The sequence below is a fragment of the Paenibacillus sp. PvR133 genome (assembly GCF_017833155.1).
GTDB lineage: Bacteria > Bacillota > Bacilli > Paenibacillales > Paenibacillaceae > Paenibacillus > Paenibacillus polymyxa_B.
Genome location: NZ_JAFIBS010000001.1, coordinates 95,293 through 121,140 on the forward strand (window position 1 = coordinate 95,293; position 25,848 = coordinate 121,140).

General features: G+C 45.8%; 27 protein-coding genes. 11 read left to right on the forward strand and 16 right to left on the reverse strand.

All coding sequences use genetic code 11. The features are described from left to right. Nucleotides 1–177: 177 nt before the first annotated feature. From JOE49_RS00440 to JOE49_RS00450, 3 genes are read right to left on the reverse strand one after another with little or no spacing between them, the layout of a single operon-like run. The gene (locus JOE49_RS00440; protein ID WP_209940382.1) at nt 178–2,259 is read right to left on the reverse strand and encodes a peptidoglycan D,D-transpeptidase FtsI family protein; all 2,082 of its coding nucleotides are present in this window, start codon (nt 2,257–2,259) and stop codon (nt 178–180) included. Nucleotides 2,260–2,279: 20 nt separating this feature from the next. Further along, nucleotides 2,280–3,431 carry a transglutaminase domain-containing protein gene (locus JOE49_RS00445; protein ID WP_028541422.1) on the reverse strand — a complete coding sequence of 384 codons (1,152 nt, stop codon included), beginning with the start codon at nt 3,429–3,431 and terminating at the stop codon, nt 2,280–2,282. Nucleotides 3,432–3,447: 16 nt separating this feature from the next. Then, on the reverse strand, nt 3,448–3,930 hold the full coding sequence (locus tag JOE49_RS00450; protein WP_023990195.1) for a hypothetical protein: 483 nt from the start codon (nt 3,928–3,930) through the stop codon (nt 3,448–3,450). A gap of 224 nt (nt 3,931–4,154) precedes the next feature. Between JOE49_RS00450 and JOE49_RS00455 the strand changes: the two genes are divergently transcribed. Both JOE49_RS00455 and JOE49_RS00460 read left to right on the forward strand, forming a co-directional pair. Then, nucleotides 4,155–5,327: an MFS transporter gene (locus JOE49_RS00455; RefSeq protein WP_023990196.1), complete on the forward strand. Its 1,173-nt coding sequence runs from the start codon at nt 4,155–4,157 to the stop codon at nt 5,325–5,327. Between the two features lie 405 nt (nt 5,328–5,732). Continuing rightward, complete coding sequence (locus JOE49_RS00460; RefSeq protein WP_029518206.1) at nt 5,733–6,077, forward strand: toprim domain-containing protein; 345 nt, start codon at nt 5,733–5,735, stop codon at nt 6,075–6,077. Nucleotides 6,078–6,167: 90 nt separating this feature from the next. Here the strand turns inward: JOE49_RS00460 and cyoE are convergent, their stop codons facing one another. Beyond that, the gene (cyoE, locus tag JOE49_RS00465; RefSeq protein ID WP_209940383.1) at nt 6,168–7,112 is read right to left on the reverse strand and encodes a heme o synthase; all 945 of its coding nucleotides are present in this window, start codon (nt 7,110–7,112) and stop codon (nt 6,168–6,170) included. Between the two features lie 203 nt (nt 7,113–7,315). On the opposite strand from cyoE, the gene JOE49_RS00470 reads away from it, so the two are divergent. Further along, nucleotides 7,316–8,299, forward strand: coding sequence for a metal-dependent hydrolase (locus JOE49_RS00470; RefSeq protein WP_160789992.1), 984 nt, complete (start codon nt 7,316–7,318; stop codon nt 8,297–8,299). 251 nt (nt 8,300–8,550) lie between these two features. On the opposite strand, the gene JOE49_RS00475 is transcribed toward JOE49_RS00470, so the two are convergent. Continuing rightward, the gene (locus tag JOE49_RS00475) at nt 8,551–8,772 is read right to left on the reverse strand and encodes an alpha/beta-type small acid-soluble spore protein (RefSeq protein WP_013311857.1); all 222 of its coding nucleotides are present in this window, start codon (nt 8,770–8,772) and stop codon (nt 8,551–8,553) included. Between the two features lie 121 nt (nt 8,773–8,893). On the opposite strand from JOE49_RS00475, the gene JOE49_RS00480 reads away from it, so the two are divergent. After that, a complete protein-coding gene (locus JOE49_RS00480) occupies nt 8,894–9,061 on the forward strand; it encodes a hypothetical protein (protein WP_007431986.1) in 168 nt (55 codons plus the stop codon). A gap of 43 nt (nt 9,062–9,104) precedes the next feature. On the opposite strand, the gene trpS is transcribed toward JOE49_RS00480, so the two are convergent. Beyond that, nucleotides 9,105–10,094, reverse strand: coding sequence for a tryptophan--tRNA ligase (gene trpS, locus JOE49_RS00485; protein ID WP_023990202.1), 990 nt, complete (start codon nt 10,092–10,094; stop codon nt 9,105–9,107). 453 nt (nt 10,095–10,547) lie between these two features. Between trpS and JOE49_RS00490 the strand changes: the two genes are divergently transcribed. Together JOE49_RS00490 and JOE49_RS00495 are read left to right on the forward strand one after the other, a co-directional pair. Continuing rightward, nucleotides 10,548–11,513 carry an aldose 1-epimerase gene (locus tag JOE49_RS00490; protein ID WP_209940384.1) on the forward strand — a complete coding sequence of 322 codons (966 nt, stop codon included), beginning with the start codon at nt 10,548–10,550 and terminating at the stop codon, nt 11,511–11,513. A gap of 90 nt (nt 11,514–11,603) precedes the next feature. Then, the gene (locus JOE49_RS00495) at nt 11,604–11,840 is read left to right on the forward strand and encodes an alpha/beta-type small acid-soluble spore protein (RefSeq protein ID WP_013311861.1); all 237 of its coding nucleotides are present in this window, start codon (nt 11,604–11,606) and stop codon (nt 11,838–11,840) included. A gap of 244 nt (nt 11,841–12,084) precedes the next feature. Here JOE49_RS00495 and JOE49_RS00500 read toward each other — a convergent pair whose 3' ends face one another. Further along, a complete protein-coding gene (locus JOE49_RS00500; RefSeq protein ID WP_023990204.1) occupies nt 12,085–12,486 on the reverse strand; it encodes a hypothetical protein in 402 nt (133 codons plus the stop codon). Between the two features lie 259 nt (nt 12,487–12,745). Beyond that, nucleotides 12,746–14,533, reverse strand: coding sequence for a M3 family oligoendopeptidase (locus JOE49_RS00505; RefSeq protein WP_028541419.1), 1,788 nt, complete (start codon nt 14,531–14,533; stop codon nt 12,746–12,748). 97 nt (nt 14,534–14,630) lie between these two features. On the opposite strand from JOE49_RS00505, the gene JOE49_RS00510 reads away from it, so the two are divergent. Together JOE49_RS00510 and JOE49_RS00515 are read left to right on the forward strand one after the other, a co-directional pair. Then, nucleotides 14,631–14,801 (forward strand): YycC family protein, encoded by a 171-nt coding sequence (locus tag JOE49_RS00510; RefSeq protein ID WP_014277894.1) that lies wholly within the window; start codon nt 14,631–14,633, stop codon nt 14,799–14,801. Continuing rightward, the gene (locus tag JOE49_RS00515; protein ID WP_023990206.1) at nt 14,798–15,034 is read left to right on the forward strand and encodes a hypothetical protein; all 237 of its coding nucleotides are present in this window, start codon (nt 14,798–14,800) and stop codon (nt 15,032–15,034) included. Before JOE49_RS00510 ends, JOE49_RS00515 begins: the two co-directional genes overlap by 4 nt. Before the next feature lie 92 nt (nt 15,035–15,126). On the opposite strand, the gene JOE49_RS00520 is transcribed toward JOE49_RS00515, so the two are convergent. After that, nucleotides 15,127–15,837, reverse strand: a complete 711-nt coding sequence (locus JOE49_RS00520; protein ID WP_023990207.1) for a DUF2225 domain-containing protein — start codon at nt 15,835–15,837, stop codon at nt 15,127–15,129. Between the two features lie 42 nt (nt 15,838–15,879). Beyond that, nucleotides 15,880–16,257: a globin domain-containing protein gene (locus tag JOE49_RS00525; RefSeq protein WP_023990208.1), complete on the reverse strand. Its 378-nt coding sequence runs from the start codon at nt 16,255–16,257 to the stop codon at nt 15,880–15,882. A 412-nt stretch (nt 16,258–16,669) separates the two neighbouring features. Here JOE49_RS00525 and ylbJ point away from each other — a divergent pair, with 412 nt between their 5' ends. Further along, nucleotides 16,670–17,968: a sporulation integral membrane protein YlbJ gene (gene ylbJ / locus JOE49_RS00530; RefSeq protein WP_209940385.1), complete on the forward strand. Its 1,299-nt coding sequence runs from the start codon at nt 16,670–16,672 to the stop codon at nt 17,966–17,968. 66 nt (nt 17,969–18,034) lie between these two features. After that, nucleotides 18,035–18,838, forward strand: a complete 804-nt coding sequence (locus JOE49_RS00535; protein WP_013372943.1) for an NAD kinase — start codon at nt 18,035–18,037, stop codon at nt 18,836–18,838. 58 nt (nt 18,839–18,896) lie between these two features. On the opposite strand, the gene JOE49_RS00540 is transcribed toward JOE49_RS00535, so the two are convergent. Then, the gene (locus JOE49_RS00540) at nt 18,897–19,802 is read right to left on the reverse strand and encodes a YutD family protein (RefSeq protein ID WP_209940386.1); all 906 of its coding nucleotides are present in this window, start codon (nt 19,800–19,802) and stop codon (nt 18,897–18,899) included. A gap of 24 nt (nt 19,803–19,826) precedes the next feature. Then, the gene (lipA, locus tag JOE49_RS00545) at nt 19,827–20,729 is read right to left on the reverse strand and encodes a lipoyl synthase (RefSeq protein ID WP_023990211.1); all 903 of its coding nucleotides are present in this window, start codon (nt 20,727–20,729) and stop codon (nt 19,827–19,829) included. 248 nt (nt 20,730–20,977) lie between these two features. Between lipA and JOE49_RS00550 the strand changes: the two genes are divergently transcribed. Next, nucleotides 20,978–22,084, forward strand: coding sequence for a M23 family metallopeptidase (locus JOE49_RS00550; protein ID WP_053326070.1), 1,107 nt, complete (start codon nt 20,978–20,980; stop codon nt 22,082–22,084). 46 nt (nt 22,085–22,130) lie between these two features. Here JOE49_RS00550 and yunB read toward each other — a convergent pair whose 3' ends face one another. The 4 genes from yunB to JOE49_RS00570 all read right to left on the reverse strand — a co-directional run bounded on the left by yunB (nt 22,131) and on the right by JOE49_RS00570 (nt 25,824). Further along, on the reverse strand, nt 22,131–22,940 hold the full coding sequence (yunB, locus tag JOE49_RS00555; RefSeq protein WP_023990213.1) for a sporulation protein YunB: 810 nt from the start codon (nt 22,938–22,940) through the stop codon (nt 22,131–22,133). Between the two features lie 126 nt (nt 22,941–23,066). Then, complete coding sequence (locus JOE49_RS00560; RefSeq protein WP_209940387.1) at nt 23,067–23,999, reverse strand: aldo/keto reductase; 933 nt, start codon at nt 23,997–23,999, stop codon at nt 23,067–23,069. Between the two features lie 83 nt (nt 24,000–24,082). After that, a complete protein-coding gene (locus JOE49_RS00565) occupies nt 24,083–24,919 on the reverse strand; it encodes a carbohydrate ABC transporter permease (protein ID WP_209940388.1) in 837 nt (278 codons plus the stop codon). A gap of 2 nt (nt 24,920–24,921) precedes the next feature. Further along, a complete protein-coding gene (locus JOE49_RS00570; protein ID WP_023990216.1) occupies nt 24,922–25,824 on the reverse strand; it encodes a carbohydrate ABC transporter permease in 903 nt (300 codons plus the stop codon). Nucleotides 25,825–25,848: the final 24 nt, after the last annotated feature.

Sequence of the window (25,848 nt, forward strand, 5' to 3'; positions counted from 1 at the left end):
ACTCCTTCCGATTAGGGTTTCATATTCCTGATCCTACCATATCTAAAACAATAAACGATGAATTCTAAGATGACAATTTTGTAAGAAAACGTAGAAAAAACATAAAAAAGCTTCCCTCAGCCCAAAGGCTAAGGAAAGCTTTCATGAAATGACATCGTATAAAATCGTATAAAATGATTATGGCTGTTTGATTGCGTTAGAATCGGTTGCTGTTTCAACCTTTTTCTTAGGTACCCCGTCCAAACCATATACTTCATCGTAAGCATCAAAGATTTTGCGTGCCACAGGTCCGGCGCTCCAAGCCCCGAAGCCCCCTTCAGGAATAACAACCGCTACTGCAAGTTTGGGATTCTGACGTGGAGCAAAGGCAATAAATACCCCGTTATCTTTTAGTTCTCTGCCCACACTTTGCTGCGATGTCCCCGTTTTGCGAGCAAAGTCATAAGGGAAACCTTTAAATGCGCTGACATCTGTTGCCATCCCGCGTATGACTTCATTCCAGTATGCATCCGGAAATTTCACTTCATTCAGCACCTTCGGCTTAAACGTTTGAACTACATTGCCGTTGGTATCTTTAATTTGACTGACCAAATGCGGCTCCATCCGTTTACCCTTGGTAGCAATCATCGTTGTGTATTGGGCAAGTTGCATAGGTGTATATTTACCTTGTTGACCAAAGGATGCATATGCCAATTTAGAAAGTGCTGACTCTGATTTACTCGTGTACTCCCGCCAACCCCGGAACTCACCGGGCAAGTCTACTCCAGTAGAAACACCTAATCCAAACTCCTTCATATAACGATCCCATACGTTAACGCCCTGGTCTTCTGCGGCATTGTTGATGTATTTGTTATATAAGCGTTTGCCAACCATATCGACCATAAAGGCATTGGAGGAATGGCGAATAGCGGTTGCCGGGTCCATTGAACCGTACACATGACCAGATGAGTTGCGCACCCGTGAGGAGTTGTTACGTCCGAAATAAGCCGCTCCTGTATCTTGATAGTACGTATTTGTTGTAAACAGTCCTTCTTCCAATCCAATAAGAACGGACAGCGGTTTAATAGTTGATCCGAGAAGTACAGTAGAATCAGGGTGCTGTCCAGATTGGCCAGAGCCAACGTTCTTAATTGTGGCGTTTTGATACACATGTTCAATCTCTTTATATTTATCTGTCGAAATTGTACCCGTTTGCCAGTAATTCGCATCATAATCCGGCATGCTCGCCATGGCTACCACATTACCAGTATCCACTTCCATAGCCACAGCGAAGCCTGTTTTGGCATAAGGATGAGTCTTTCCAGAAACCGCGTGTGTATGGAGCCATCTCAATTGATCCATAATGGCATTTTCAGTCTTAACCTGAATTTCTTTGTTAATCGTGGAATAGACATTATCTCCTTTTTGCGGAGGAGTAACGGAATCTACACCTTCCGGCATATTGCGCGGATCTATCGGAACGGTTTTATAACCATTTTTCCCTCGCAACTGTTCCTGATATTGAAATTCAAGTCCATCAAAGCCTACAGACTCGTTATCCATATAGATGAGACCCGGATCATTTTCAGCTGACATGGATTTTTGAATATTTTTATATTTATCCAACGTTTCACGCGCACTTTTGTAGCTTTTAATGTAGCCAACCGCTTGAACTGCTACCGTATCTGGATCGTAATGACGTACCGTTTCCTCTACGACATCTACGCCCGGGAACTCACTCTTATGCTGCATAAAATAGGCAACTTCATCTTTATTAAGATTCGTTTTAATCAGACGCGGCGTAAAACCGCTAAATCTCTGATAGTTTCGGTCCATAGCGTCCATAATTTGCTCTGCCGTCATTTTCGGCTCATCTTTATTACCATATTGAGCAAACCGATTTGCCAGCTTTTGTGTCATATTTTCCAGCTCAGGCAACAGCTTTTTATCAGGATTACGTAACTTTTCCATACTGTCACTATAGTTCTTGGAGAGTGTGATATACAGCGATTGTACAGGTGTAGAATACGCCAGTCTATTCTGCCCGGTCGAATCATAAATCGTTCCGCGAATCGGCGTAAGTGGTACATTTTTGGTAACATTACTGGCCTCCTGCTGCTTAAGCTGAGGTCCATCTACAAATTGAAGTATCGCCAGTCTTACAATAATGACCGTAAATATAATGAACGAGCTGAAAAAGAACAGATTGATCCGAAAGCTGAATCTTTTTCGATCAGACGTCTCGTTGTCTTTTCCCTGCTCGTTGTCTATCTTTCTCATGTGCCCTTTTCCACTCCTTATTAAATCACTTTATCCTTGATATGTGTTTGGGCAAAACCAGGCGGATTAAACCAGTCCCCACTTTGCGCCCAGGTCGGGTCTAACGGTACCCACTGATCCTGCGCGCTCAAATACACTTCATTCCATGCATGGGAACCATATCCTCCCTGTCCGTTATATCCAAGCCCTGTCACCACCTTTACCTGTAGTCCCTGCGACCGAGCCATCATCGCATACAGGCGGGCATAATCAATGCAGACTCCTTTACGTGTATCAAACGTATCTCTGGGGGTCTGTTCATGCCAGTCACCACGCTGCTCATAGGCTTCTACCTTACCGAAATCATAGCTAATACGGGTACCTACCCATTCATACAACGCTCTGGCCTTTTGCTCATCACCGCTCATCCCCTGTGTAATCTTGGCCGCAGCCTGACCGATATCGTTCGGAATTTCCCGGTCAATCATTTCGTATTTTCGCTGCAGGATACCATTTAATTCCTTGGTAACGGCCTGCGTAAATACGGGCAATTTATCCTTAATCAGTGTACCGGATAACGGCTCAATGACCGATTGCGCTCCCTGCTTATAAATCGGTGAAGCTTGGACGTAGCTGCTAAACCCGCTGTCTGGATACAGACTTACGCCGATGAATAGCAGGGCTATAACCATGATAGCGCGTGCTCCACCAATAAGAGTACCTATTCCAGCCCCTGCCACCCTGCTGAAAAAGCCTGATTTTTTTTCATGCTCATGGAAAGAAGAATCTGACTTGCCCCCTACCATCAACACATAAATTGCACGTAGTACAAATTGGGCGATCGCATAACTGAGCATAAACAATACGGCGAACCGCAGCAGCGGAAACCCCTCTAAGCCCGCCACCAACGTATAATAAAATTGCTCAATCCCGCTTAGTTCTCGCTGAGGCAAATGTTCCATGTAAGCCGCCAGCCATTGTTGTACCTTCGGTGAAAGCCACATGGCTAATCCGAGCGAGCACAAAATACCCGCCACAGTCAGTATGCCATCCACAATAAGACTGAACAGCGCCCCTACAGATCTGGAAGCTCCTCGTCTCCAGCCCTGAATCAACGACAGCAGTACAATGACAATCAAAAACACCGTCACGCCATTCCAATGAAGAATAGGCTCCAGCCAGGATGGTTTCATTGTGTTCCTCCTGTCTCTACGGCGACTGTGGCGACTGTGTTACAGCCGAGCCTTTCGCACCTTCGATATATTTCTTGACGGTATCGCCCATACTCCACTCGCCCAGCGACATCCCCTGAAACCATACCTTGACCTTGTCCCCATCAAATGGACCTTTCACTTCCAGGTTGGAGCTGGTTACCGAAAACGTACCATCCGCGTTAGATGTGTATTTGGCGTCCCGTCCCTCCTTGATCATCATGTTCAAAGCCTCGCTCTGAACCTTGTTGATCGCATCATCCTTTGCCTGAGTAACGACCTTGCCGACCTGTTCAAAGGAAATGCCACTGTAGATAAGCAAGCCTGCAATTACGACAATGACAATCAGCCATTTTATGAGAGTTCTTACAACCTTCAATATGACTAACAATAGGACAAGCCCAATTAATATATACAGCCAGTTATCCTGAACAATATGCCAATTATGTTCCAAAAACTCTGTCCAGACGCCCTTATCCATTTCGCTACACTCCCGTTTTCAACTACATCATTTAAATCACAAAATTGTCTCTGTAATTATACATGATTACGTGATGCCCTGTCAGCTTAGCTCTTTTACATACCTTGTTATTCAATTCTTGTCCATACAAAGTGGTCTATGTTCGTCCACTCCAGCGTACAACTTAGGAAGGGCCGATACGTAGTGCAACATGAAAGTTTACATTAGGGAAGGGGGGTCATCCCATGAAAACAGCCCTCTGGCTGTATCTTTTTTTATTCATTGCCTTTTTCGATCTGCATGCACAATATCCTATTTTGACACCATTCGCTATCTCCCTGGGTGCAGCACCTACTTTTATTGGCTGGATGATGGGGATTTACTCTCTAACTCACCTGCCTGGTAATTTGATGGCCGGCCCCAAGGTCGACAAACACGGCAGCCGCCGATATATTATGTTCAGCCTAACAGCCGCAGGCATTATTCTTATCATTCAATCGTACATCCACACACCGTGGGAATTACTTTTTCTTCGGGCGATTAGCGGTTTTGTGTTGGCCTTTTTATCTCCAGCCTGTCTGGCCATGTTGGCACAGCTATCCGATCATCCAGTTACGCAGGGCAAATATATGTCGGGACATGGTGTCGTTCACACATTGGCCTCTGTCCTGTCTCCAGCCGCCGGTGCATTTATCGTAGCCAGTTTCGGCTTTAGTGAGACGTTTAGTTCCCTTGGCATCATTCTCGTAGTCACGGGACTCATGGCTTATTTCACCTTGCCCAAAACAGCACCCGCTCCACAGGCCCAATTATCAGATGGTCATGCGACACCTGCTCCACTATCCGGGGTACAGAAGACGCGTTTACCATTCAATTGGCGCTACCTGCTCCTTCCTTTTGTTTTGGCGTGTGCACAAGGCATTTTATTTTACGAAATCCCATTACGAAATAACGGTTCTGCGTCCATGATGTCCACCGGATTGCTCTTTTCCATCATCAGTTTGGGAGCACTTTGTACGCTCAGCCTGCTGTTTCTGAACAAATATTCACCCATGGCGCGACTACTTTGTGGCATTATTTTGATGTCTCTAAGTTTCTACGCACTCGCCACCACGCCCGAAGCGGCGATTGGTATCATACTTTTTATTTTGGGAACAGCCAAAGGCATCATTTTCCCAGCATTAGCCTCTCTTTTCATACGAATTGGAGGTGCGCGACTGGGCAAAACCTTTGCACTACAGTCTATTGCAACATCTATCGGCTCCTTTGCCGGACCTGTACTGGCAGGTCAGCTACCCGATCACATTTCTCCTTTTTTTATCGCATTTCTGATTCTGATGGCTGGCCTGCTATTCGTTCCCGTTAAGCGCTTATCTCCGACGCCGCCACTGTCTGCCTCAGGACCTTATCATTCCTAGCTAGTCTGAGGCAGTGGTTTGCTAATATGCTACCTTTAAAGCCCAAAATGCCGTTCAAGAGGGCAAATGCACAGTACACCATCCCCCTATCCACATAGACTATTTTGACTGAACATTCACTAACAAAGGGAGGTGCAGCCTGTGAGCCACTGTCATCCTTGCCCTATTGGAACTTCAACTGGCACCATTCTTGTTCTTTATATTTTGCTCGTCATCATTCTCCGTACTTGCTGGATTTAATGTCCGAATTGCCCTAACATGTTGCCCCTTGTGCCATGCCTGCCACTTCTGGCAGGCTGTTTTGTTATTTTTTGCATGAGAACCCTATTTGGAGCTACACTATACACATATTCTTCATTTCCCGGGGAATTTCGAGCATATGTATCAGACAAGGGGTGAGCTTAAATGGCGATAACCGTGATCGTCGAAGGGAAAAATGACCGCAGCAAACTTCGCCGATTACTTGACCCGGAGGTCCACATTTTATGCACCTTCGGCACACTAAACTCTATAAAACTGGAATCCCTCCACAAGCGGGCCAAGCACGACGAAATATATTTGTTTATGGACAATGACAGCTCAGGGAAAAAAATAAGGGGTGTACTTGCAGACTCTTTTCCGGATGCCTACCATATGTATACCCGCAAAGGATACGCTGGCGTAGAAGGCACTCCAGACGAATATGTGATCGCTCAATTGGAAAAAGCAGGGTTGGAAGAATACATTATATACCCGCCACCTGTTCTTTAGTCTTTAAAATAACAAAAAGCTGTCCTCAGGCCGCTTTCAATGCCTGTTGGACAGCTATATGGTGCACTATAAAATGCCTCTAAAATGACATTAGAACTTATGAACCGTATCGACGATCATCAGCAAGAAACTGAGTGTCAGATGGTTAATGGAAAAGAAAAATACTTTCTTCGCCCAGGAATCCGTTTCTTCTTCCTTAATCGTAAAACCTTTAAAGGCATAGAATGCCCACAGCACGGACAGTAACACGGACACGATCATAAAACTCATACCGGCATATCCATAAGCATACATAAGGATGGGTACCGGAATCAGCAATACAATATAAGGAATCATCTGAATCTTCGTCCGATGGATACCTTTTACGACTGGCAACAACGGAAATCCTGCTGCGCGATATTCCTCAACTCTGCGAATAGCAAGTGCCCAAAAGTGAGGAGGCTGCCATAAGAACAGGAGAGCGAATAAGAGCCAAGCGCCCATATCAATACGACCCGAAGCGGCCACATAACCAATCACCGGAGGCATTGCACCAGAAATACCGCCGATGGATGTGCTCCATGTAGACGAACGTTTTAACCAAAGTGTATAAATACCGACGTAGACGAACATACCAAGTAATCCCAGTAATCCTGCCGTTACACCAGAGAAGGAGAATAGAACAGCTAACCCAACAACGCCCAAAATAATAGCGTATGACAACACCGTTGTAGGGGTCAGACGCCCTGTTGGCAGTGAGCGATTACGTGTACGCTCCATTTTCAAATCCAGCTCACGGTCAAAATAGTTGTTAAAAACACAAGAAGACGCCATAACCAGCATTGTACCTAATAGTGTAAGAATTAGCTTTATATAGTCAACATCCCATTGCGACGCTAACCAAAAACCACCAAAGGCTGCAACCAGATTGGTACGAAGGATGCCTGGCTTGGTAACTGTAATAAAATCTTTCCAAGTGCCCGCTTTACCGGGTGGTTTAGATTTTACAGAATAGGTAGCCGCATCCGAAGAAGTCTTATAACTTATATTATCCATTGTGAGTAACTCCCCCTTAGAGATGTATGAATTCGGGAGTAAGTTGAACTCCGATATAAATTTTATCATATACCTACCCCAAAAAGTTTGACAGAAAACGCACAAAACGTTCACAATTCCGATGGCAAATCGCCCCTGCTGATCGTTTACAGTAAATTTGGGTAGTAATAAGTACAGGAAACAATACAAAAGGAGCGACAGATATGGATACAGCCACACACTTTGTCATGGGAATCGGATTGGCCGGGCTGGCCTACACTGATCCTGTCGTCGCCGGAGATCAAAAGTTGGCCGCAGTCATACTGCTCGCTACAGTCGTAGGGTCACAAGCTCCGGATTTTGACACTTTGCTTCGGTTGAAAAACAATGCAGCCTACATTCGCAATCACCGTGGACTGTCGCATTCAATTCCCTTCTGGTTGATATGGATCTTGTCCATAACAGGACTGATTTGCCTGATCTTCAGAGATGTGCCCCCAGGTCATGTAGCATTATGGGTAACGATTGCCGTCTGCCTGCATGTATTCACAGATTTATTTAATACGTACGGAACACAGGCATTCCGGCCGTTTACAAACAAGTGGATATCTTGGAATATCATCCATATTTTCGATCCCTTTATTTTTGGCACCCATGTTGCTGCGATTATGCTGTGGATCACCGGATTGACTCCACCCGCTCCCTTATTTATTACGCTGTACGTTATTATTGGCCTATATTACATTTGGCGAACCTGGAGTCATTTTATAACCAGAAAAGCGGTACGTAATATGGACAATGAGCGTCAGGAGGGCGACATCTATTATATCATTCCCACCGTATCATGGAACCGGTGGCATGTGGTAAAAGCTCATCAGAATGGAAGTTATGACATTGGCGGATTAAATGGCAAACACTTATTTTGGACGAAACATGCAATTCCATCCACACATCCTGCCGTAGAAGCCTCCAAATCCTATCGCGATGTGCAGGCATTTCGCTATTTTTCCTCCTTTGCCGTTGCCGAGGTGGAGGAACTGGAATGGGGCTACATTGTGCGATGGGGAGACGTGAGGTATCGACACCGGAGACAATATCCATTCGTGGCTGTGGTCGCGATGGATAAGCAGTTCGGACTGATCAACAGCTATATTGGATGGCTCAGTGACGAAAAGATGCAAAAACGCCTTTCCCTGCATACGAATTAAAACCTGCTTACAAGCTAACAACAAGCCGTATGAACAACAGACAGCAAGTTCCCATTAATCTGGGAGCTTGCTTTTTTTGGTCATTCCCGCAAAAAATCAGATCTCATGAAAGCGCCCTCTTGACGAAGCGGACTTGCGTGATTCACAATGGTCATAAGCCATGCGTAAAAAAATCCGGAGCATGATCGCTCCGGATTTTCTTCATCACAGTTGCTCATAATACAGCTTCCAAGATGGAGTGTTTATGTGTATTACTGCAAACGGCTGCTGCCCGACAAGGATTGTTCTGCTTGTTGGACCAGCTTTTTCGTGATATATCCCCCAAGCGAACCTGTTTCGCGGGAAACAACATTACCGAAGTAACCGTCCTGAGGGATGGTGATGCCAAGTTCTTGAGCTGCCTCATATTTTAATTGTTGTAAAGCGGCGTTGGCCTGCGGTACTTGCAGGTTGTTTGAACGACGTCTGCTCATATTTGAATCTCCTTTCAGTTCTTTGTGAGTGAGGTTCATTGCAAGCTTGCAAGATTATTATGGCTCGCTTACAACTACTTATTCCTGAAATTCAACATTCGAACACTGGAGGTTTTTACCAATGAGCAAAGGTTTATCCCTATGGTTCGCCGTTTCATCCATTGTCCTGCTGACCGCAGCCGCTATATCCATCAGTTATTCCGCATGGCTTGCCATTCTACTTGGGCTATTATCTGTCGGCAATATCGGCTGGGGTTTCGTGGTCAAAGCTCGACAACGCCGCTCCTAATCCAATCTTATAAAAGGCCTAATCCGTTGAGCCTCAATATGCTTTAGCGTAGACGTGGCAGAAAGCCCATGCGCTCTTTGACCGCAGACAACGTGACTTCAGCCGCTTCTTGTGCGCGCTCTGCGGATTGGGCTAAAATACGTCCAATCTCACCGGATTCCCGGATGTCGCGATAGCGCTGCTGAATCGGTTCAAGCATAGCTACAACGGTCTCTGCCAGTTCTTTTTTAAATGTTCCGTACATTTGACCTTCATAGCGATCCTGCACTTCTTGGAGCGACAAACCGGAACACTGACTGTAGATGCCCATCAGATTACTAATTTCTGGTTTATTGGCCGGATCATATCTAACCTCACTACCAGAATCGGTCGTAGCGCGGCTAATTTTCTTGCGTATGACTTTCGGTTCGTCCAGCAGGGCAATAAAGCTGCCTGCATTCGGATTGCTCTTACTCATTTTTTTAGATACATCATCCAGGGACATAATTCTCGCCCCTACTTCAGGGATATATGGTTCGGGAACAGTAAAATAATCTCCGTAACGGTGATTAAAGCGACCCGCCAAATCGCGTGTCAGCTCCAGATGCTGTTTCTGATCGTCGCCTACCGGAACGAGATCCGCGTTGTAGAGCAAAATGTCAGCTGCCATCAACGATGGATATACGAACAGCCCTGCTCCTACGGAGTCCTTGCCTGCCGCTTTGTCTTTAAACTGAGTCATACGTTCCAGCTCGCCCATATTCGTCAGTGTTGTCATCAACCATCCCAGCTCAGCGTGCTGAGGAACATGGGATTGTAAAAAGACATTGGATTTCTCCGGATTAATACCTGCTGCGATAAATAATGCCGCTACCGCCTCCGACTGCTCACGTAATTGGGCCGGTTCCTGCGGTACGGTAATTGCATGAAGGTCCACGACCATAAAGTAGCATTGATGATCCTCTTGCAATTTGACAAAGTTTTTCATTGCACCAATGTAATTGCCCAAAGTAAGTTGTCCGCTAGGCTGAATACCTGAAAGTACAGTTTTCATATTCTTCCTCCTCAGTTTATTTCAAAATTAGAACGCAAAAAGGCCCCGCATCCTCAAGGGACGCGAGACCGTGGTACCACCCTTATTCATTGCCGTCAGCCTATTACTTGTCAGAGCTATGCTCCGTGGCTGCCTGCAATCTTAAAGCTCCGTTAACGGGGAGCAATCGGCCGTCATACTGAGGACAGTAGAATCCTGTTCTGTGCGGCACTCCAAGGTCCATTCAGCAGTGCAGGCTCACCGATTCCCATCTACCACCGGCTTTCTGAAGAGCTTATGCGAAAGCTTACTTGTCCTCATCATCGTGTTATCCATGTCATTACTTTCTAAACTACATTAATGATAATTCCGCATAATGTTATTGTCAAATGACGATTGTGCCCTACGATCAAAAATCTGTTATCATAATGACACGAAGCTTCAACCGATTATAGTGGACAAAGGAGCATGGATATGAAACAAGTGACCAAAGAACACTGGAACGGTTACGACACGTATGTTTTACATAGTGGTGAACTCGAAGTTACGATGATCCCTCGCCTCGGGAATAATATTATCTCAGTGCGTGATCTGAAGCTCGACCGGGATATCGTACGTCGGCCTGGTGAGGAAGAATTGGCTTTCTATTTACAAAAACCTTATCATTTTGGCTTGCCCATTTTGATTCCTCCAGGCCGAATTCGCAAGGGACAATTTGAGTTTGACGGTGTTCCTTATCAGTTCGACCGAAATACTGCCAATGACAATCATATACACGGTCTGCATCGTAATCAATCCTGGCGCTGCAGTGATATTGAAGAGGATGAAGAAGGTTGCAGTGTTACTACCGAGCTTTTAACAGAAAGTGATCCGCACTGGATGGAACAATTCCCCCTTCCTTTACGTCTGGAGATGACGTATCGCTTACAGGGTGCTGTATTAAGTCAAACGCTGCGCGTAACGAATTTGGGTGAAAAAGCAGCTCCATTTGGCTTGGGATATCACACTTGGTTTATGGTGGACGGAGAACCTGAGCGCTGGCGCCTAAAGCTGCCTGTGAACGGCGTCTATGAGCAGGATGCTGAACAGCTACCTACAGGTATCATTACTTCGTTGGACGACTTGGAACAGCTCTCTTCGGGACTTTCTCTGAAAGGAACAAATCTAGATACGCTGCTGCGGGCAACGGAAGGCCCTGCTGAAGCTCTTTTGACCCGTGACGACGGTTATCAAATCCGCTACACAGCAGATGAGCAATACTATAAGTATTGGGTTTTATATACCAAAGGTGAATGCGACCAGTATCTTTGCATTGAGCCTTATACATGGCTGCCTGATGCACCCAATTCACCTGATCCTGTCGGGGAAGCCGGGTTGATCCGTCTGGAGCCTCAGCAATCCATCGACCTCAAAACTCAGATTCATATCATATATCCGTAATTTTCCTCTAGTCACTTTTCTTCCTTCGGCGCATATTTTCATAACTCTGTCGCATACTAACCTCATCACAGCCGAAGGAGGTGACTACACATGAATGAAGCTAATCAAGGCAGAAGCCGTCGCAGTAACAACCTAGTTGTTCCTCAAGCCAACAACGCATTGCAACAATTGAAATATGAAGCTGCACAAGAGCTGGGCATCACCATTCCGGCAGATGGTTACTACGGTGACATGCCATCCCGTGAAGCTGGTTCTCTGGGAGGCTATATCACTAAACGCTTGGTACAGCTGGCCGAACAGCAATTATCAGGTCGTTCAGGTCAATAAGCGTCATTATTCCGCGTGAGCATTCCGTTCATCGTAATTTACCAAAATGCGTTATAACGGGCATATAACAAAGGCGGTCTTCCCTAGGAAGGCCGCCTTTTCTTTACTCTTTTTTATCAGGATTTTGCAAAATTCGATTCCAGTCGCTCCGAAGTGCAAGATATAGACGAACTAACCATTTCGATCTATATCTTGTTCATCGGAAGTCGCTTATGGTTTTTTTTCAAAATTCTCATATAAATGTTTATTCCGAATTAGCCGCTCGGTATGTAGGCTTGTTGTAGCGGATCATGAGATTCGCCATGTTGTAGTTGGACTCCAGTGTTGCATCTACCAAAATCGTTCCTTGTCTGATGGCAAAATCGAAAGCAATCTCACCATGAGTCCAGCTACGCTTATGATTTAGCGTTTCTAGGGCCATACGCCGAAAATCCTCCCGATGCTTTACTGATAACCCCGGTTCTACTGCTGCAAATGTGCCACCTTTACCTGCAAGCGGATTATGACGAATCCCAAATTTCCCAACTACATTGTTACGTATTTGTACAAATACGATACCTGACGACAAACCCGCCAGTTCATTATCCAGTTCTTTTAAAACGATATCCATCTGCCTTGCCAACGACAATTGACCTACTTCATCCATTACAAAAACCCTCCTATATACCTTATCCAAAAATATTTAATAGGTCTTACGGCTCAATTATATGCGAAGATTTTTAACCTTACAATCAAAACCAACATAATTGGGTATTTATAACTATTTTCTAAGTATATCCATCATTTTAAATTTCGCCAACAGGTAATGTTAATTACACTTCGACATTTTGCGACTTTGTTCATCATCTTCTGCAAAAATTACAAAAAAGGCCTCCCTCGTGGGAGACCTCTAAAGTGTAAATCCGTTATTTTGTCATTTGTAAAAATTGCTCAATATCCTGAACAGTAACTTGCGCAGCATTACGCCAGAAGTCAGCCTGTGTTAAATCGGTACCTAAGTGCTTGGAAGCCAATTCTTCGACTGTCATGCGACCTGTATCACGCAGCAAGGCATCATATTGGTCGGCGAAGCCGTCAGGATTTTCCTTCGCAAAAGCGTAAATTCCTGCACTGAACATATACCCGAATGTGTACGGGAAGTTGTAGAATGGAGTATTCGTAATATAGAAATGCAGCTTGGATGCCCAAAAATGAGGATGAGCCTCATCCAGGACACCACTAAACGCTTCACGCTGCGCTTGTTCCATCAACTCGCTTAATTGTTGTGCTCCTACGACTCCTTTTTTCCGCAGCTCGTAAAAACGGGTTTCAAACAGGAAACGGGCATGAATGTTCATAAAGAAGGCTACACCACGCTGAATTTTATCCTCCAGCAAAGCCACCTTTTCCTGACCCTCGGCAGCTTCCAGCAACGCATCTGATACAATTAGTTCTGCCAGCGTCGATGCCGTCTCAGCTACGTTCATGGCATAATTTTGATTCAATGGGTGCAATTCATTCATCACATGCTGATGATAACCGTGTCCGAGCTCATGGGCCAGTGTCGAAACATTGGATGGTGATCCGGCATAGGTCATAAAAATACGGGTCTCTTTGCTCAGACGCAGAGATGTACAGAAACCACCCGGACGTTTGCCTGGACGATCTTCTGCTTCGATCCAGCTTTTCTCAAAAGCCATTTGGGCAAAGTCAGCCATTCTCGAGCTAAATTTACCAAATTGCTCAACAATCGTTACAGCAGCATCGTCGTAAGGGATTTTAGTAGTTGACGTCCCCAGCGGAGCTTCAACGTCATGCCAGGACAGCTTCTCTAAGCCCAGCAGTTTTGCTTTCCGCTCCAAGTATTTGACTACAATAGGCTTTGTTTCATTAATAACCTGCCACATCGTATCCAGCGTTTGTGCAGACATACGGCTGATTTCCAGCGGTTCCTTAAGCACATCTGTCCAGCCTCGTTTTTCATATAGCTTCAGACGGAAGCCTGCCAAATGATTCAATGTATCCGCGCAATAGTCCTCTACCTGAGTCCATGCCTCTTCCCAACGTGCAAATACGTCTTTACGTACGCTGCGATCTGCTTCATCCAGCTTATTAGCTGCCTGACCTACAGACAGGTTTACGATCTCGCCATTTTCTGGCACAGGGATCGTCATATTTTTGACAATGGTATCATAAAAGTCGCCCCAGCCATGGTAGCCATCCACTGCCAGATCCAATGCAAGGCTTTCCAGCTCAGGAGCCATTTTTTCACGTGCTTCGTTCCGATATTCGGTCAGGACAAAAGAAATCGGCTGGATAGCTTCGCGCTCCATCCATTTCTGCCAAATGTCTTCACTGGTTTGTGCCAGCAAGTTCTGGAAAGATACTAAAGCACTTTTTCCTTGGGCATATAGCGTATTGACACGCGCCCCCAGTTGAACAGCCAGCTTGTCGTGCTGGTTTTGAGCAGTTAGACAAGAGACAAAGGAACCCGCCTGAGACGCACCATTAAACAGCTCCTGTATGCTATTCAGTACACTATCCAGACGCTCGGTATCCAATACCGTTTGTGGTACTTTGGCTGCTTTAAGCTGAGCTTGCAGTTGTTGGACCTTGCTTTCCATTTCTTCCAAAAATGCAAGAAATGAGGCAGAGGAAGATCCTCCGCTAAAAATAGATTCCAGATCCCATGTTTGCTTTAACGGTGTTTTCATAATAGTTCCACCTTTCTTTTTTGGCGAATTCTTGTGGTTTCATATACAATAAAGCTACATCGTGATAGTAAATCACTACAATTGGGAGGAAAACAGGATGAGACCCTTACAAATTTCGCCGGAAACGGCTGTGAAATTATCCGAAAAGCTCGGCATTCCGCTGGAACACCTTATGCATACACCCCAGCACATTTTGATGCAAAAGCTAGCCGAACTGGCTAAAGAAGAAACCGCTGACCCGAACGGCGGAGAATCGGACAAATCATGATCCCTTTTCATAAAACCTGGCCTTATGACATCGTCATGGGAGACGTTTATGTACAGTCTTGTCCGTTTTGCGACCATGATAATGTTTTGCTGCCCCTGAAGCCAAAAGAACTTAAGCTCATACACGAAGGTATGAAAAAGCTGCTTGTGTTTCCATGCTGCCATAACAAGGTTACTTTAGTGGATTGTGATGACGATTATTTGCTGTCAGATACCACATTGCGTCATCATTAATTCATGAGGCAGTTGTAAGATAAGATAACCCGTTTTACAAACAAGGTGTGAACCATGAGCCTAAATCGGCCATAGTGCACACCTTTATTTCTTCAGGAGGAGCTTGCGTCTTGCATTTCCTCTGGCAGTTGGTAATTTTTAGCCAGCATTTGTTCTCGCAGTACAGACCACTGTTCACGGGAAGCCCGGATCATGGCTGCATCCATAATCTTTTTGTCATTAATGACACGCGAAAACCAGCGTACCGCTTCGTTAAAGTTGCCTGTACGTCGATGCAATTCACCAATCAGATAAAGCAGTTTGGCATTATTCGCCCCGACACCCTCCAGCTCATAGACCCGAACATAAGAATCCAGGCTAAATTTGAGAAAGCGAAGCTCCTGCTCCTCATTTCCCTGGTATCTGTACATCCAAGCGATATGCTGTAATAGACTAGCTACTACGCGTTCCTTTTCTCCGATGACCTGGGCACATAGTAAACCCAGTTTATACGTTTCTAATGCCTCTTCCCAGCTACGATGCCCGCCATATTCGCGAGACTGCCAGCGATTACCGATTTTATCCTTGAATATCTTGGTTTGCTGTTCGCTTAACTGAACGGTAGAGTGCTCTGTCGAGGTAAATCCACAATGAGGACAGACCCTTACGACATAAAAATCCGGATTTTCATTCTTATAATAAGCACAAAAATCTGAATCCGTACGAATGGCCTTCTTTAGGCTTGGTCTTACACGGGATGTCTGAAATTCTTCTTCGCAATGTGGGCAAATGATTTTGATCTGATATAACGGTTCAAGTTCCAATGTTTTTACAACCCTCTCCAAAATTCGGCAATCCCCGAAAGCTTACGGGGTATTTACAAAATGATGCGCAGGACCAGACAAACGGTTAAGTATGATTGAACGAAGCGGCTCCTCAATGCCCGTATCCGTTAACGCACCTGCCATACAAGACAACCATGCCTCTGCTCGCTCCTCCGTTACGGGAAACTTCATATGTCTGGCACGTAACATCGGATGACCATATGCATCAGAAAAAAGGGACGGTCCTCCAAAAAACTGGCTCAGGAACATATACTGCTTTTCCTTAACCGGTTCCATGTCTTTAGGAAACAGGGGACTTAACAACGGATCTTTATAAACTCTCGGGTAGAAGGCCTCAATAATAGCACGAACACCTTCCGCACCCCCAAGGTTGTCATAAATGCTCAGGCTAGGGTTCACTTTTCCTCCAACTTTCTGTGCTATGGTAATAAATATACACCCGTATTATAACAAAAAACAAAAAATGACGCTAAAAATAAGCGTCATTTTATCAATTTAACATATGAAGAGGGTGTGCTTCGTTGCACACAGCTTCGTCATTCTATAAACACAACTAATAACTCCGCCAATCCTCTTCACCGGGATGGACGAGAGAGGCACGAATAACATACACAAAAGCACATACGAACAGACCGGCAACGATACTCATCCTGATCACTCCATCCTTAAGGTTATGGATCGTTGTTTTCCTATTTTAACATACTATTTACAAAAATACAGCATTAGATGTAACCGTTTTCTTTGATTTTTTTGTACTCTTTGTCCATCCCCGACATAGGTATATTAGTACAACTCCAAAGGAGGGGCCTCTATGTCGCTATACCGTCGTTACTCGCTTCCTCTGCTCATCCTTACACTGCTATTCCTGTTTATGCTTATGGCTGTATACCCGCAATCTTCTCTGAATGCCGGGCTTCGGGGGCTTGCCATCTGGTGGGACGTGCTGTTTCCGTCTTTATTCCCGTTTTTCGTTATTTCCGAGCTTCTCCTCGGTTTCGGAATTGTTCATTTCATAGGTGCGCTGTTGGATCCGCTGATGCAGCCTCTATTCCGTGTACCTGGTTGTGGGGGTTTTGTCGCTGCAGTCAGCTGCGCATCCGGTTACCCGATTGGAGCTAAACTAACAGCCAAGCTGTGGGAGCAAAAATGGATCACACGCATTGAAGGAGAGCGTTTGGTCGCGTTTACCACTTCCTCTGATCCGATATTTTTGATCGGTGCGGTTTCCGTTGGCTTCTTCCATCAACCAGAAATTGCACTCGTACTGGGCGCGGCCCATTATGGTGGCGTGCTCATCATCGGGCTGCTTATGCGCTTCCACGGTTCCCATTCAGGGGAAACAGATACTCGCAGCGACCGCCCTCAACCTACTCAAAAAGCCTGGTCGAAGTCCACGAATACAAAAGCAGCAGGTCGCAACAGGCAGCCTGGACCCCTACGCCAAGCATTATATGCCATGCATACAGCTCGTTTGGAAGATGGTCGCCCATTGGGTGAGTTACTTCGTCAGGCGATTACTTCCTCCCTACGCCTTATTATTGTCGTAGGAGGGCTAGTTGTATTCTTCTGTGTCATTTTAGAAGCTTTGACGAACTCCGGTTTAATGAGCGGGCTTCATCTGCTTACGGCAAGCCTATTGACTGCATGTGGTCTTCCTCCTACGTTAACGGAGTCCATTGTGGGTGGTATTTTCGAAGTCACTTTAGGAGCGCAAGCCGCAGGTAAAGCCACGGCAGCGGCGTTACCATTCAAGGTAGCCGCAGCCGCTTTTGTTCTCTCCTGGGGCGGGCTGTCGGTTCATGCACAGGTTGCAAGTATTTTAAATATGACAAATCTCCGTTATATGCCATTTTTGTTGGCCCGGGCTGCGCACGGCATCATCTCAGCACTGCTAGCTCTCGTGTTATGGCGGCCTCTGATGGGACAGGGAAGCTCTCCAGTCTTTTCTCCGATATACGACATCGCGTGGTCTCCTGGCTTCTCGTCCGTCATGTTGTTACAAAGTCTGCTGTTTCTTGCCTTTATACTGGCTGGAATGCTTAGTCTCTCATGGTTGAGTGTGGGTACAAGTCGCTTATATGTACGTTTGAGAAGAACACACAGGCAATGAACGATTGTGTTCTTGCTCATAATTGATTATGATCGATATATACCCATGACAAAGGAGCTTTTCATCTTGAGATATTATGTTCTGGATCGCGGGGATCAGCACTCCATGGACTTGAGTCAGCAATTTCACCGTCTTGCCCAAGAAAAGAATTTCAAGCTGGATGCCGAATCGCCGGAAATCGTCGTGTCTATTGGAGGCGATGGTACGATGCTTCATGCGTTTCATACCTTCATCGACCGCATTCCGGATATTGCCTTTGTTGGTGTACATACCGGTCATCTGGGCTTTTATGCTGATTGGCGTGCGGACGAGCTGGAGGAGCTAATCCACCTGATGAGCCAAAGCGGATCTGAGGGACCGCTTAACCCGAGAATCGTTAAGTATCCACTGATTGAGTTGGAAATTCACAAGAAGTCAGGCAATGCTTCTTTTATTGCATTGAATGAGTTTACGTTAAAAGGGGTGGATGGCACTGTCGTTGCCCAAGTAGATATTAACGATATCACCTTTGAAATGTTTCGCGGTGACGGTATATGTGTTTCTACCCCCTCAGGAACGACCGCCTATAATAAAGCACTTGGCGGAGCTATGGTTCACCCCACCATTGAAGCATTGCAGTTGACTGAGATCGCTTCCATTAATAACCGTGTGTATCGAACACTGGGATCGCCATTGCTACTGCCCAAACACCATCATTGTGATATTTTTTCACGGAAAGATCAGCGTCTTTTATTGACAGTAGATCACCTCAACTTTCCTGTGGATGACTTAATCTCTGTTCGATGTCAGGTCGCAAGTCAGAAGATCAGCTTCGCTCGTTACCGTCCTTTCCCATTTTGGGATCGAGTACGCAACGCTTTTCTTAATTAGAATCTATAAAAGAGCCGACTTTGGCTCTTTTTTTACAAACAAAACGGTTCCTGAAAATTCAGGAACCGTTTTGTTGTGGAGCTGTAAATGTTTTATTCTTTTTACTACCCTCAGCTCTTTCGGCTTTAGCAGCTGGCTGGGTCTGACGCTGGCCCTCAGGTTCACGAGAGACACGAACTTGCCGTCCCTCCCGATTTTCCTTTGATTGACGCTCATAGCGTGGTCCACGCGATTCCTTTTTATCGAAACTCCCTTGCTGATTGCGCTGTCTACGTGGTTCCCGAGCTTGCTGCCCTTCACCCGGATTACGTCCATCCTTTGCTTCACGTGGTTCTCTTGGCTGGCGCGAATCGCGTGCTTCACGCTGCCGATTTCCTTCACGTCCTTCTCTGGATGGACGACTTTCGCGAGCTTCACGCGGCTGTCGCTCACGTACTTCCTGGGCATCCTTCGATTCCCGACGTTGCAACTCGCATGGTTCCCGGGATTCTCGAGGCTGCTCCACTCGCGATTCCTCCGTAGCTGTGGAATCCTGCTGTGATTGCGGCCACTCCTGTTCTCCAGCTGTATGTTGCAATACTTCTTGCTGCTCTTCGGGTTCTAGCGTTCCTGCTTGTTCCCTTTGAGCATCTACCAACTGCTGAATATCTGGAGCAATGATTTCATCATTGACCCCGTTTTTATTAACCACTTCACGACTTTTTTGCAACACAAAATAGGCACAGCCAAAATTGCAGTATTCATTAATGTAATCGTCCAGTATCACTATAGATGTATCCTTATTTGCTTTGGGATGACCGTCTCGATAAAAGCCCTTCAGACGTAGCTGATTGTAACCCCAATCACCAATAATGTAATCATAGCGATCCAGCACTTCACTATACCGATCACGAAACGCTTCGGGATTCCACCCGTTCTTGTGATCCTGCAACAATTCATAGTTTTTACCACCGATTTGAAACAAGCTATTCTGACCGCCTTTCCCGGATCAAGCCTGCGAAAGGGCGCCTTCTTCCTTATGCTGAGCGGCTGACTTCACCTGCTCATGCGCTTGGTAGGAGCTGCGGACCAACGGTCCGGATTCGACGTGGCTGAATCCCCGCTGTAATCCCTCTTCCTTTAACTTCGCAAAATCTTCCGGTGGATAATATTTTTGCACATATAAATGTTTCTCGGACGGCTGCAAATATTGACCAATTGTCATAATGTCACAATCGACTTTGCGCAGATCATCCATGGTTTGTAAGATCTCGTCCCACTCTTCCCCGACACCTAGCATGATGCTTGATTTCGTTGGAATAGCCGGATTTAATTGCTTCGCACGTTGAAGCAGCTCCAGAGAGCGACGGTATTTCGCTTTAGCCCGAACTTTGTCGGACATTCGCTCCACCGTTTCAATATTATGATTCAGAATATCTGGCTTGGCATCCATGACGATTCGTAGCGATTCAATATCGCCCATAAAATCGGGAATCAATACTTCTACACTGCAAAAAGGTAACCGGCGGCGAATCGCACGAACCGTTTCTGCAAATATAGTAGCACCCCCATCTTTCAAATCGTCGCGAGCCACACTGGTTACGACACAGTGCTTCAAATTCATGTTTTCAGCCGCTTCAGCGACGCGTTCAGGCTCCTGCAAGTCCAGTTCCGTAGGCATTCCCGTATTTACTGCGCAAAAACGACACGCACGCGTACAAGTATCACCCAAAATCATAAATGTAGCTGTCCTATTGGCCCAGCATTCATATATATTAGGGCATCGTGCCTCCTCACATACGGTATGTAATGTCTTGGAACGCATCATGCTCTTGATTTCCTGATAGTTATCGCCTGTCGTAAGTTTAATACGAATCCAGTCGGGCTTAGCTTCCTTCACTTTTCTAGACAATGGCATAGACCTTCTTTCTGATAAGCTTAAGCTGTCATTGCCATACATTATAACATGAAAGCCATGGAAAAACCTCCATTCATTGTTCCCTTTTTGATATGACATTGATGCCGGAAAAAGTAAACTCTTTACATGGATAAAAGCGGCGGATATGGCTCAATCTAAACAAAAGCACCCTATTCACGCTATTGAATACGGGGCCTAGAATTTACCGGGCGATTAAGCCCTTCTATAGGAGGTCGGTTCACGTGCCTTACCCTACGCGGACAGCCCGAGCTGTTCGTTTGTTATCGCTGCTGTTATGCGCTACTACACTGACAACGGCCTGTCCGCTTCCTGCCCATGCCTTTGCCAATCACTTACAGTCCTCGTCCGCCAGAAGCAGCCTGACCGCAAATGTAGATGCTTCACATGTTCAGTCTTCGTCGTATACGTCCAGGCTGGCTCTATATCATTCCATCGAAGCCCTGACTGGAGTTCCTTGGTACAGGCTGGCCGCCATCGACCAGTATGAACGCACACTTACAGTGGCCCATCCCAGGGATCGCAAGCATGCGGAACGGATCATAGGTATTTTCATCACGGGACCAGTCTGGTCCGGCCTGATGAACCCTGATTCGGAGGATCAAAATCCGCGTTCCATTGAACTATTTTCCGGGCTGGGACAAGACGGTTCGGGTGATGGAATCGCTGACCGTAATAATGACAAGGATCTGCTATTCAGCATCGCATCTTATCTCGGAAAGTATGGAAACAACGAGGATGAATTTGGTATTGCCGTTTGGGAATATTACCATAACAGCCGCGCAGTTCAAAGAGTTCAGCAGTTTGCCAAGCTGTATCGGACGTATGGCAAGCTGGATCTGGTCAGTCAAGCCTTCCCTCTTCCTTTAGGCAGCATTTATAGCTACCGCAGCACATGGGGAAGCCGTCGCAGCTGGGGCGGTTACCGTATACATGAAGGAACTGATCTGTTTGCTGGCTATGGAGTTCCAGTTCGCAGTACCTGCTACGGTGTAGTTGAAATGAAGGGCTGGAATCCCTTCGGCGGATGGCGAATCGGAATCCGAGATCTCAACAACCGCTATCACTACTATGCGCATCTTTCCGGCTTTGACAAAACCGTCCACAACGGAGACATCGTTACACCCGGTCAGACGGTGGGCTGGGTCGGAAGCTCGGGCTATGGAAAACCCGGTACTCAAGGCAAGTTTCCACCGCATCTGCACTATGGTATATATCGAGACAATGGTTGGGCAGATTGGTCCTTTGACCCGTATCCGTTATTAAGACAGTGGGAGCAGACCGAACGCAAAGCGCTCAAAACAGGAAAAACAAAAGGGACCTCCTCATAGGGTCCCTTTTGTTTTTCCTGAGCAACTCACGTCACTCCCCTCCGCTCTATGGCGTTGGGGACTGGCTAGAGGTGTTTTGGTCTTCCTGTACCTCTGGAACACTTACTGTGCTGGGATCTACAGCGCCGCTACTCTCTATGGAATGGGGAGGCAACGCCAACTGCGGAGCGGCTGCACCATTTTTACCCACTGGTTTCCCCTGATTGTCATAGTAGTACATCGGAACGTTGCCTACCACTAATAAATAAGAAACCGGAATTTCCGTCTCCACAATCTGAGGTTGCATCTCAAACGGTATAACCACGGACACTTCCGTCGTAATCCGAATGTACACTTCCACCAAGATCATGTTTATGCCCGCATCCTGTTGACGGGTATTTAAATCCACCTTGATTGCTCCATGCGGCTCCACCTTTAGGGGGACCGTTGGTCCATAAGCTGCCAACAGTGGACTGCCCAATGCCTGACCAATCGGAACACTCTCATCAAAATGGCTCATGCTGTCCATCGTTGCCTTGACTGCTTTGAGCGTGTCTGACGTAATTCTCATATGCTCTGCATAATTCAGAACAAAGCCGGAGGTTCTTCCTTGTGCATCCGTTCTCCATTCGATCAAATTATCAGCCGTCTTCCCCTGCTCTACCTGTGCTGTAATTGCTGAATTAATAGCCTCCGTCGCCATTTGTTTGACCCGTACTTTTGCCAGGTGCATCATAGGCGGCTTTAAATGCTGCTCCACATAAGCAGCCACCTGTATGATTCCCACCAGCAGCGCCAGTACCACAATCAAAAATACTCTACGTCTGCCGCGTCGTCTTCTGTTGGGCGCGCTGTGCCATTGCGGTCTTCTCATCATCCGTTCCCCCCGCAGCGTTGAACTTACCCTACAAGGATATGCAAGGGAGGGACGAAAAAGAAGCCGCCCGTCCGGCAGCTTCTCTAGATGGAATACATATACAATTGCAAATTTCAGGTGCACTTATTATTTGAAATTATGGTCAATCTTTTCGATATCAGCCTGACTCAATTGGACATTTAGCGTCTTCAAATTCGCCAGCACCTGCTCCGGCCCCTTCGCCCCTGGAATGAGGGCATCAATCGAATCGCGGGTCAAATACCATGAGAGTACAACATGAGCAACCTCTGCATTCAACGCATTGGCAATCTCTCGTACCTGCTCCACTTTGTCCAAATTACGAGCAAATGCATCTCCCTGAAACAGTGGATTTTTTGCTCTGATGTCTGTGAAGGTCATGTCTTTCGTATACTTACCACCCAGCAATCCTGAGGCTAGCGGGAAATAAGGCACAAACGAAATGCCATTTTCCTTGGTATAAGGCAGCAGATCCTTCTCAGCTTCCCGTTGAAACAAATTATATTGGGATTGGAGCACATCTACATAACCGTCGCTATTCGCATCCTTAAGTTGTTCAATGGAAAAGTTAGATACGCCAATAGCCTTGATTTTGCCTTCGTCCTTGAGCTTCTTCAATTCTCCAACTGCTTCTGCCTTCGGCGTAGCTTCGTCCGGGAAATGGATATAGAACAGATCGATATAATCGGTCTGTAATCTTTTCAGACTGGATTCGACGGATTCACGTAAAAAAGCAGGCGAGTTGTCAAAAACAACCTCTCCGTTCACAAATTTGTGTGCCCCCTTGGTCGCAATGACCGCTTCCTCACGTTGGCCCCGCTCCTTCAGCACCTCACCGATCAACCGCTCTGAGTGCTCAGGTCCATAAATAAAAGCCGTATCCAGAAAATTGATGCCGTTGTCCAAAGCTGTGCGAACGACTTCTTTGCCCGTTTCATCATTCAAACCGGAAAAGAGATTATGTCCTCCCACCTTATTTGCACCCAAACCGATTGGTTTTACATATAGATCTGTTTTTCCAATACGCACTTGCTCTGCCAATTCACGTCATCTCCTTTTCGAAAGTTACTTCCATTTTAATATTAAATTCCAAAAAAATCAAAGTGCGTACCTGGCAGTTGTTCTCATCCTTTAATTCCCGTCAAAGCAATCCCTTCCATAAAATACTTCTGTCCTATGGCAAACAGAATAATAGCAGGCAAGACTACAATTAAAGATGCGGCCATCAAAACGCCCCATTGAGCCGAATATATTCCCTGAAATTGCTGCAGCCCAATCGCCAACGTAAATTTGCTCTCATCATTAAGGTAAACCAGCGGCCCCATAAAATCATTCCATGTATTCAAAAACGTAAACAATCCAATGACCAAAATCGCCGACCTCGACAAAGGCAAAATAATACGGGTGAAAATCGTAAAATGATTGCCTCCATCCACAAATACAGCTTCATCCAGTTCTCGCGGTAGCGTCATGTAGAATTGTCTTAGCAAAAAAATATTAAAAACGCCTCCACCAAAAAACGAAGGTAATACCAATGGAACGTACGAACTAACCATGCCTAATGCCTGCCAACCAATAAATGACGGAATCAGCGTGACTGCAAACGGCAGCATCATGCTGCTTAATAACAAGGCAAATACCTTATCTCTTCCCTTCCATCTCATTCGCGCAAAGCTATAGGCAGAAATGGTACTCGACAGAAGTACACCCGCCAAAGTACCCGCAACGACGATAAATGTATTCACAAAATAGCGCCCAAAGGATAACTCTTCAAACGGCTGTAAAAAATTCTCGAATACAAAAGGCTCTGGAATCCATTTCGGCGGGATCAAAAAAATCTGACTTAAATCCATCATGGAGCTTCGCACCAGCCAGTAAAAAGGAAACATACAAAACAGTGAGCCCACTATGAGAACTGCGTAGAGCAAAACCCTGCTCCAACTCCAACCGCGTTTTTTCATGTTCATGCCCCCCCGCCTTCGTAATACACCCATTTTCGGGCCGTCTTGAACAGAAAGGCAGTGAATACCAAAACGACAATAAAGAGCACCCAAGCAATAGCACAGGCATAACCCATATTCGAAAAAGTAAATGCCTCGCGGAACAAATAAAAGGTATAAAACAAGCTGGAGTTATTGGGTCCACCCTGAGTCATGACGTAAGGTTGAACAAACACTTGAAACCCACCGATGAAGCCCATAATCGTATTAAAAAAAATAGTGGGCGATGTCAATGGAATTGTAATATACATAAGCTTATGAAGAGCGTTTCCACCGTCAATTTCAATGGCTTCATAATAATGTCTAGGTATATCTTGCAAGCCTGCCAGAAAAATAATCATGGTTCCTCCAACGGTCCACAAACTCATTAAAACCAGAGTAGGAACTACCGACCCTTCGCTATAGATCCATTGACTTTCGGGCAAATGCAGCGCACGCAATACCACATTTAGCAAGCCAAGATCCGGATCAAACAGCCACATCCAGATCATAGACGATGCTATGAGTGGCACAATGGTAGGGAGATAGAAAACAGTCCTGAAAAAAGCCAGACCTTTTACCTTTTGATTAAGTAATATCGCCAAAAAGAAAGCTACAATAATTTGCAGGGGCACACTCAGGAACACATAATAAAACGTAACCCCGAGTGATTTATAAAAAAATTGATCCGTACCGTCAAATAAGTGGACGTAATTATCCAGACCGATAAAATGGGCCTGTGAAGCCACCTTGTAATCGGTAAGACTGAACCAGAGACTAGCGATCATCGGTCCCAGAACAAAAATGACAAAGCCGAGAATAGCAGGGGCGGCAAAAAGCCACCCCAACCAATTTTCCTTCTTACGAATAGAAGATAATGATTGCATTCTATCCCTCTCTTTCTGTCAAAA

Excerpts from the sequence above, each read along its gene's own strand:
- JOE49_RS00480 (WP_007431986.1), top strand. The coding sequence starts at position 8,894 with ATGAGCAAAGGTTTATCCCTATGGTTCGCCGTTTCATCCATTGTCCTG.
- JOE49_RS00450 (WP_023990195.1), bottom strand. The coding sequence starts at position 3,930 with ATGGATAAGGGCGTCTGGACAGAGTTTTTGGAACATAATTGGCATATT.
- JOE49_RS00470 (WP_160789992.1), top strand. The coding sequence starts at position 7,316 with ATGGATACAGCCACACACTTTGTCATGGGAATCGGATTGGCCGGGCTG.
- JOE49_RS00490 (WP_209940384.1), top strand. The coding sequence starts at position 10,548 with ATGAAACAAGTGACCAAAGAACACTGGAACGGTTACGACACGTATGTT.
- cyoE (WP_209940383.1), bottom strand. The coding sequence starts at position 7,112 with ATGGATAATATAAGTTATAAGACTTCTTCGGATGCGGCTACCTATTCT.
- JOE49_RS00475 (WP_013311857.1), bottom strand. The coding sequence starts at position 8,772 with ATGAGCAGACGTCGTTCAAACAACCTGCAAGTACCGCAGGCCAACGCC.
- JOE49_RS00510 (WP_014277894.1), top strand. The coding sequence starts at position 14,631 with ATGAGACCCTTACAAATTTCGCCGGAAACGGCTGTGAAATTATCCGAA.
- JOE49_RS00565 (WP_209940388.1), bottom strand. The coding sequence starts at position 24,919 with ATGAAAAAACGCGGTTGGAGTTGGAGCAGGGTTTTGCTCTACGCAGTT.
- JOE49_RS00495 (WP_013311861.1), top strand. The coding sequence starts at position 11,604 with ATGAATGAAGCTAATCAAGGCAGAAGCCGTCGCAGTAACAACCTAGTT.
- ylbJ (WP_209940385.1), top strand. The coding sequence starts at position 16,670 with ATGTCGCTATACCGTCGTTACTCGCTTCCTCTGCTCATCCTTACACTG.
- JOE49_RS00460 (WP_029518206.1), top strand. The coding sequence starts at position 5,733 with ATGGCGATAACCGTGATCGTCGAAGGGAAAAATGACCGCAGCAAACTT.
- JOE49_RS00445 (WP_028541422.1), bottom strand. The coding sequence starts at position 3,431 with ATGAAACCATCCTGGCTGGAGCCTATTCTTCATTGGAATGGCGTGACG.
- JOE49_RS00505 (WP_028541419.1), bottom strand. The coding sequence starts at position 14,533 with ATGAAAACACCGTTAAAGCAAACATGGGATCTGGAATCTATTTTTAGC.
- JOE49_RS00570 (WP_023990216.1), bottom strand. The coding sequence starts at position 25,824 with ATGCAATCATTATCTTCTATTCGTAAGAAGGAAAATTGGTTGGGGTGG.
- JOE49_RS00500 (WP_023990204.1), bottom strand. The coding sequence starts at position 12,486 with ATGGATGAAGTAGGTCAATTGTCGTTGGCAAGGCAGATGGATATCGTT.
- yunB (WP_023990213.1), bottom strand. The coding sequence starts at position 22,940 with ATGATGAGAAGACCGCAATGGCACAGCGCGCCCAACAGAAGACGACGC.
- JOE49_RS00440 (WP_209940382.1), bottom strand. The coding sequence starts at position 2,259 with ATGAGAAAGATAGACAACGAGCAGGGAAAAGACAACGAGACGTCTGAT.
- JOE49_RS00455 (WP_023990196.1), top strand. The coding sequence starts at position 4,155 with ATGAAAACAGCCCTCTGGCTGTATCTTTTTTTATTCATTGCCTTTTTC.
- trpS (WP_023990202.1), bottom strand. The coding sequence starts at position 10,094 with ATGAAAACTGTACTTTCAGGTATTCAGCCTAGCGGACAACTTACTTTG.
- JOE49_RS00515 (WP_023990206.1), top strand. The coding sequence starts at position 14,798 with ATGATCCCTTTTCATAAAACCTGGCCTTATGACATCGTCATGGGAGAC.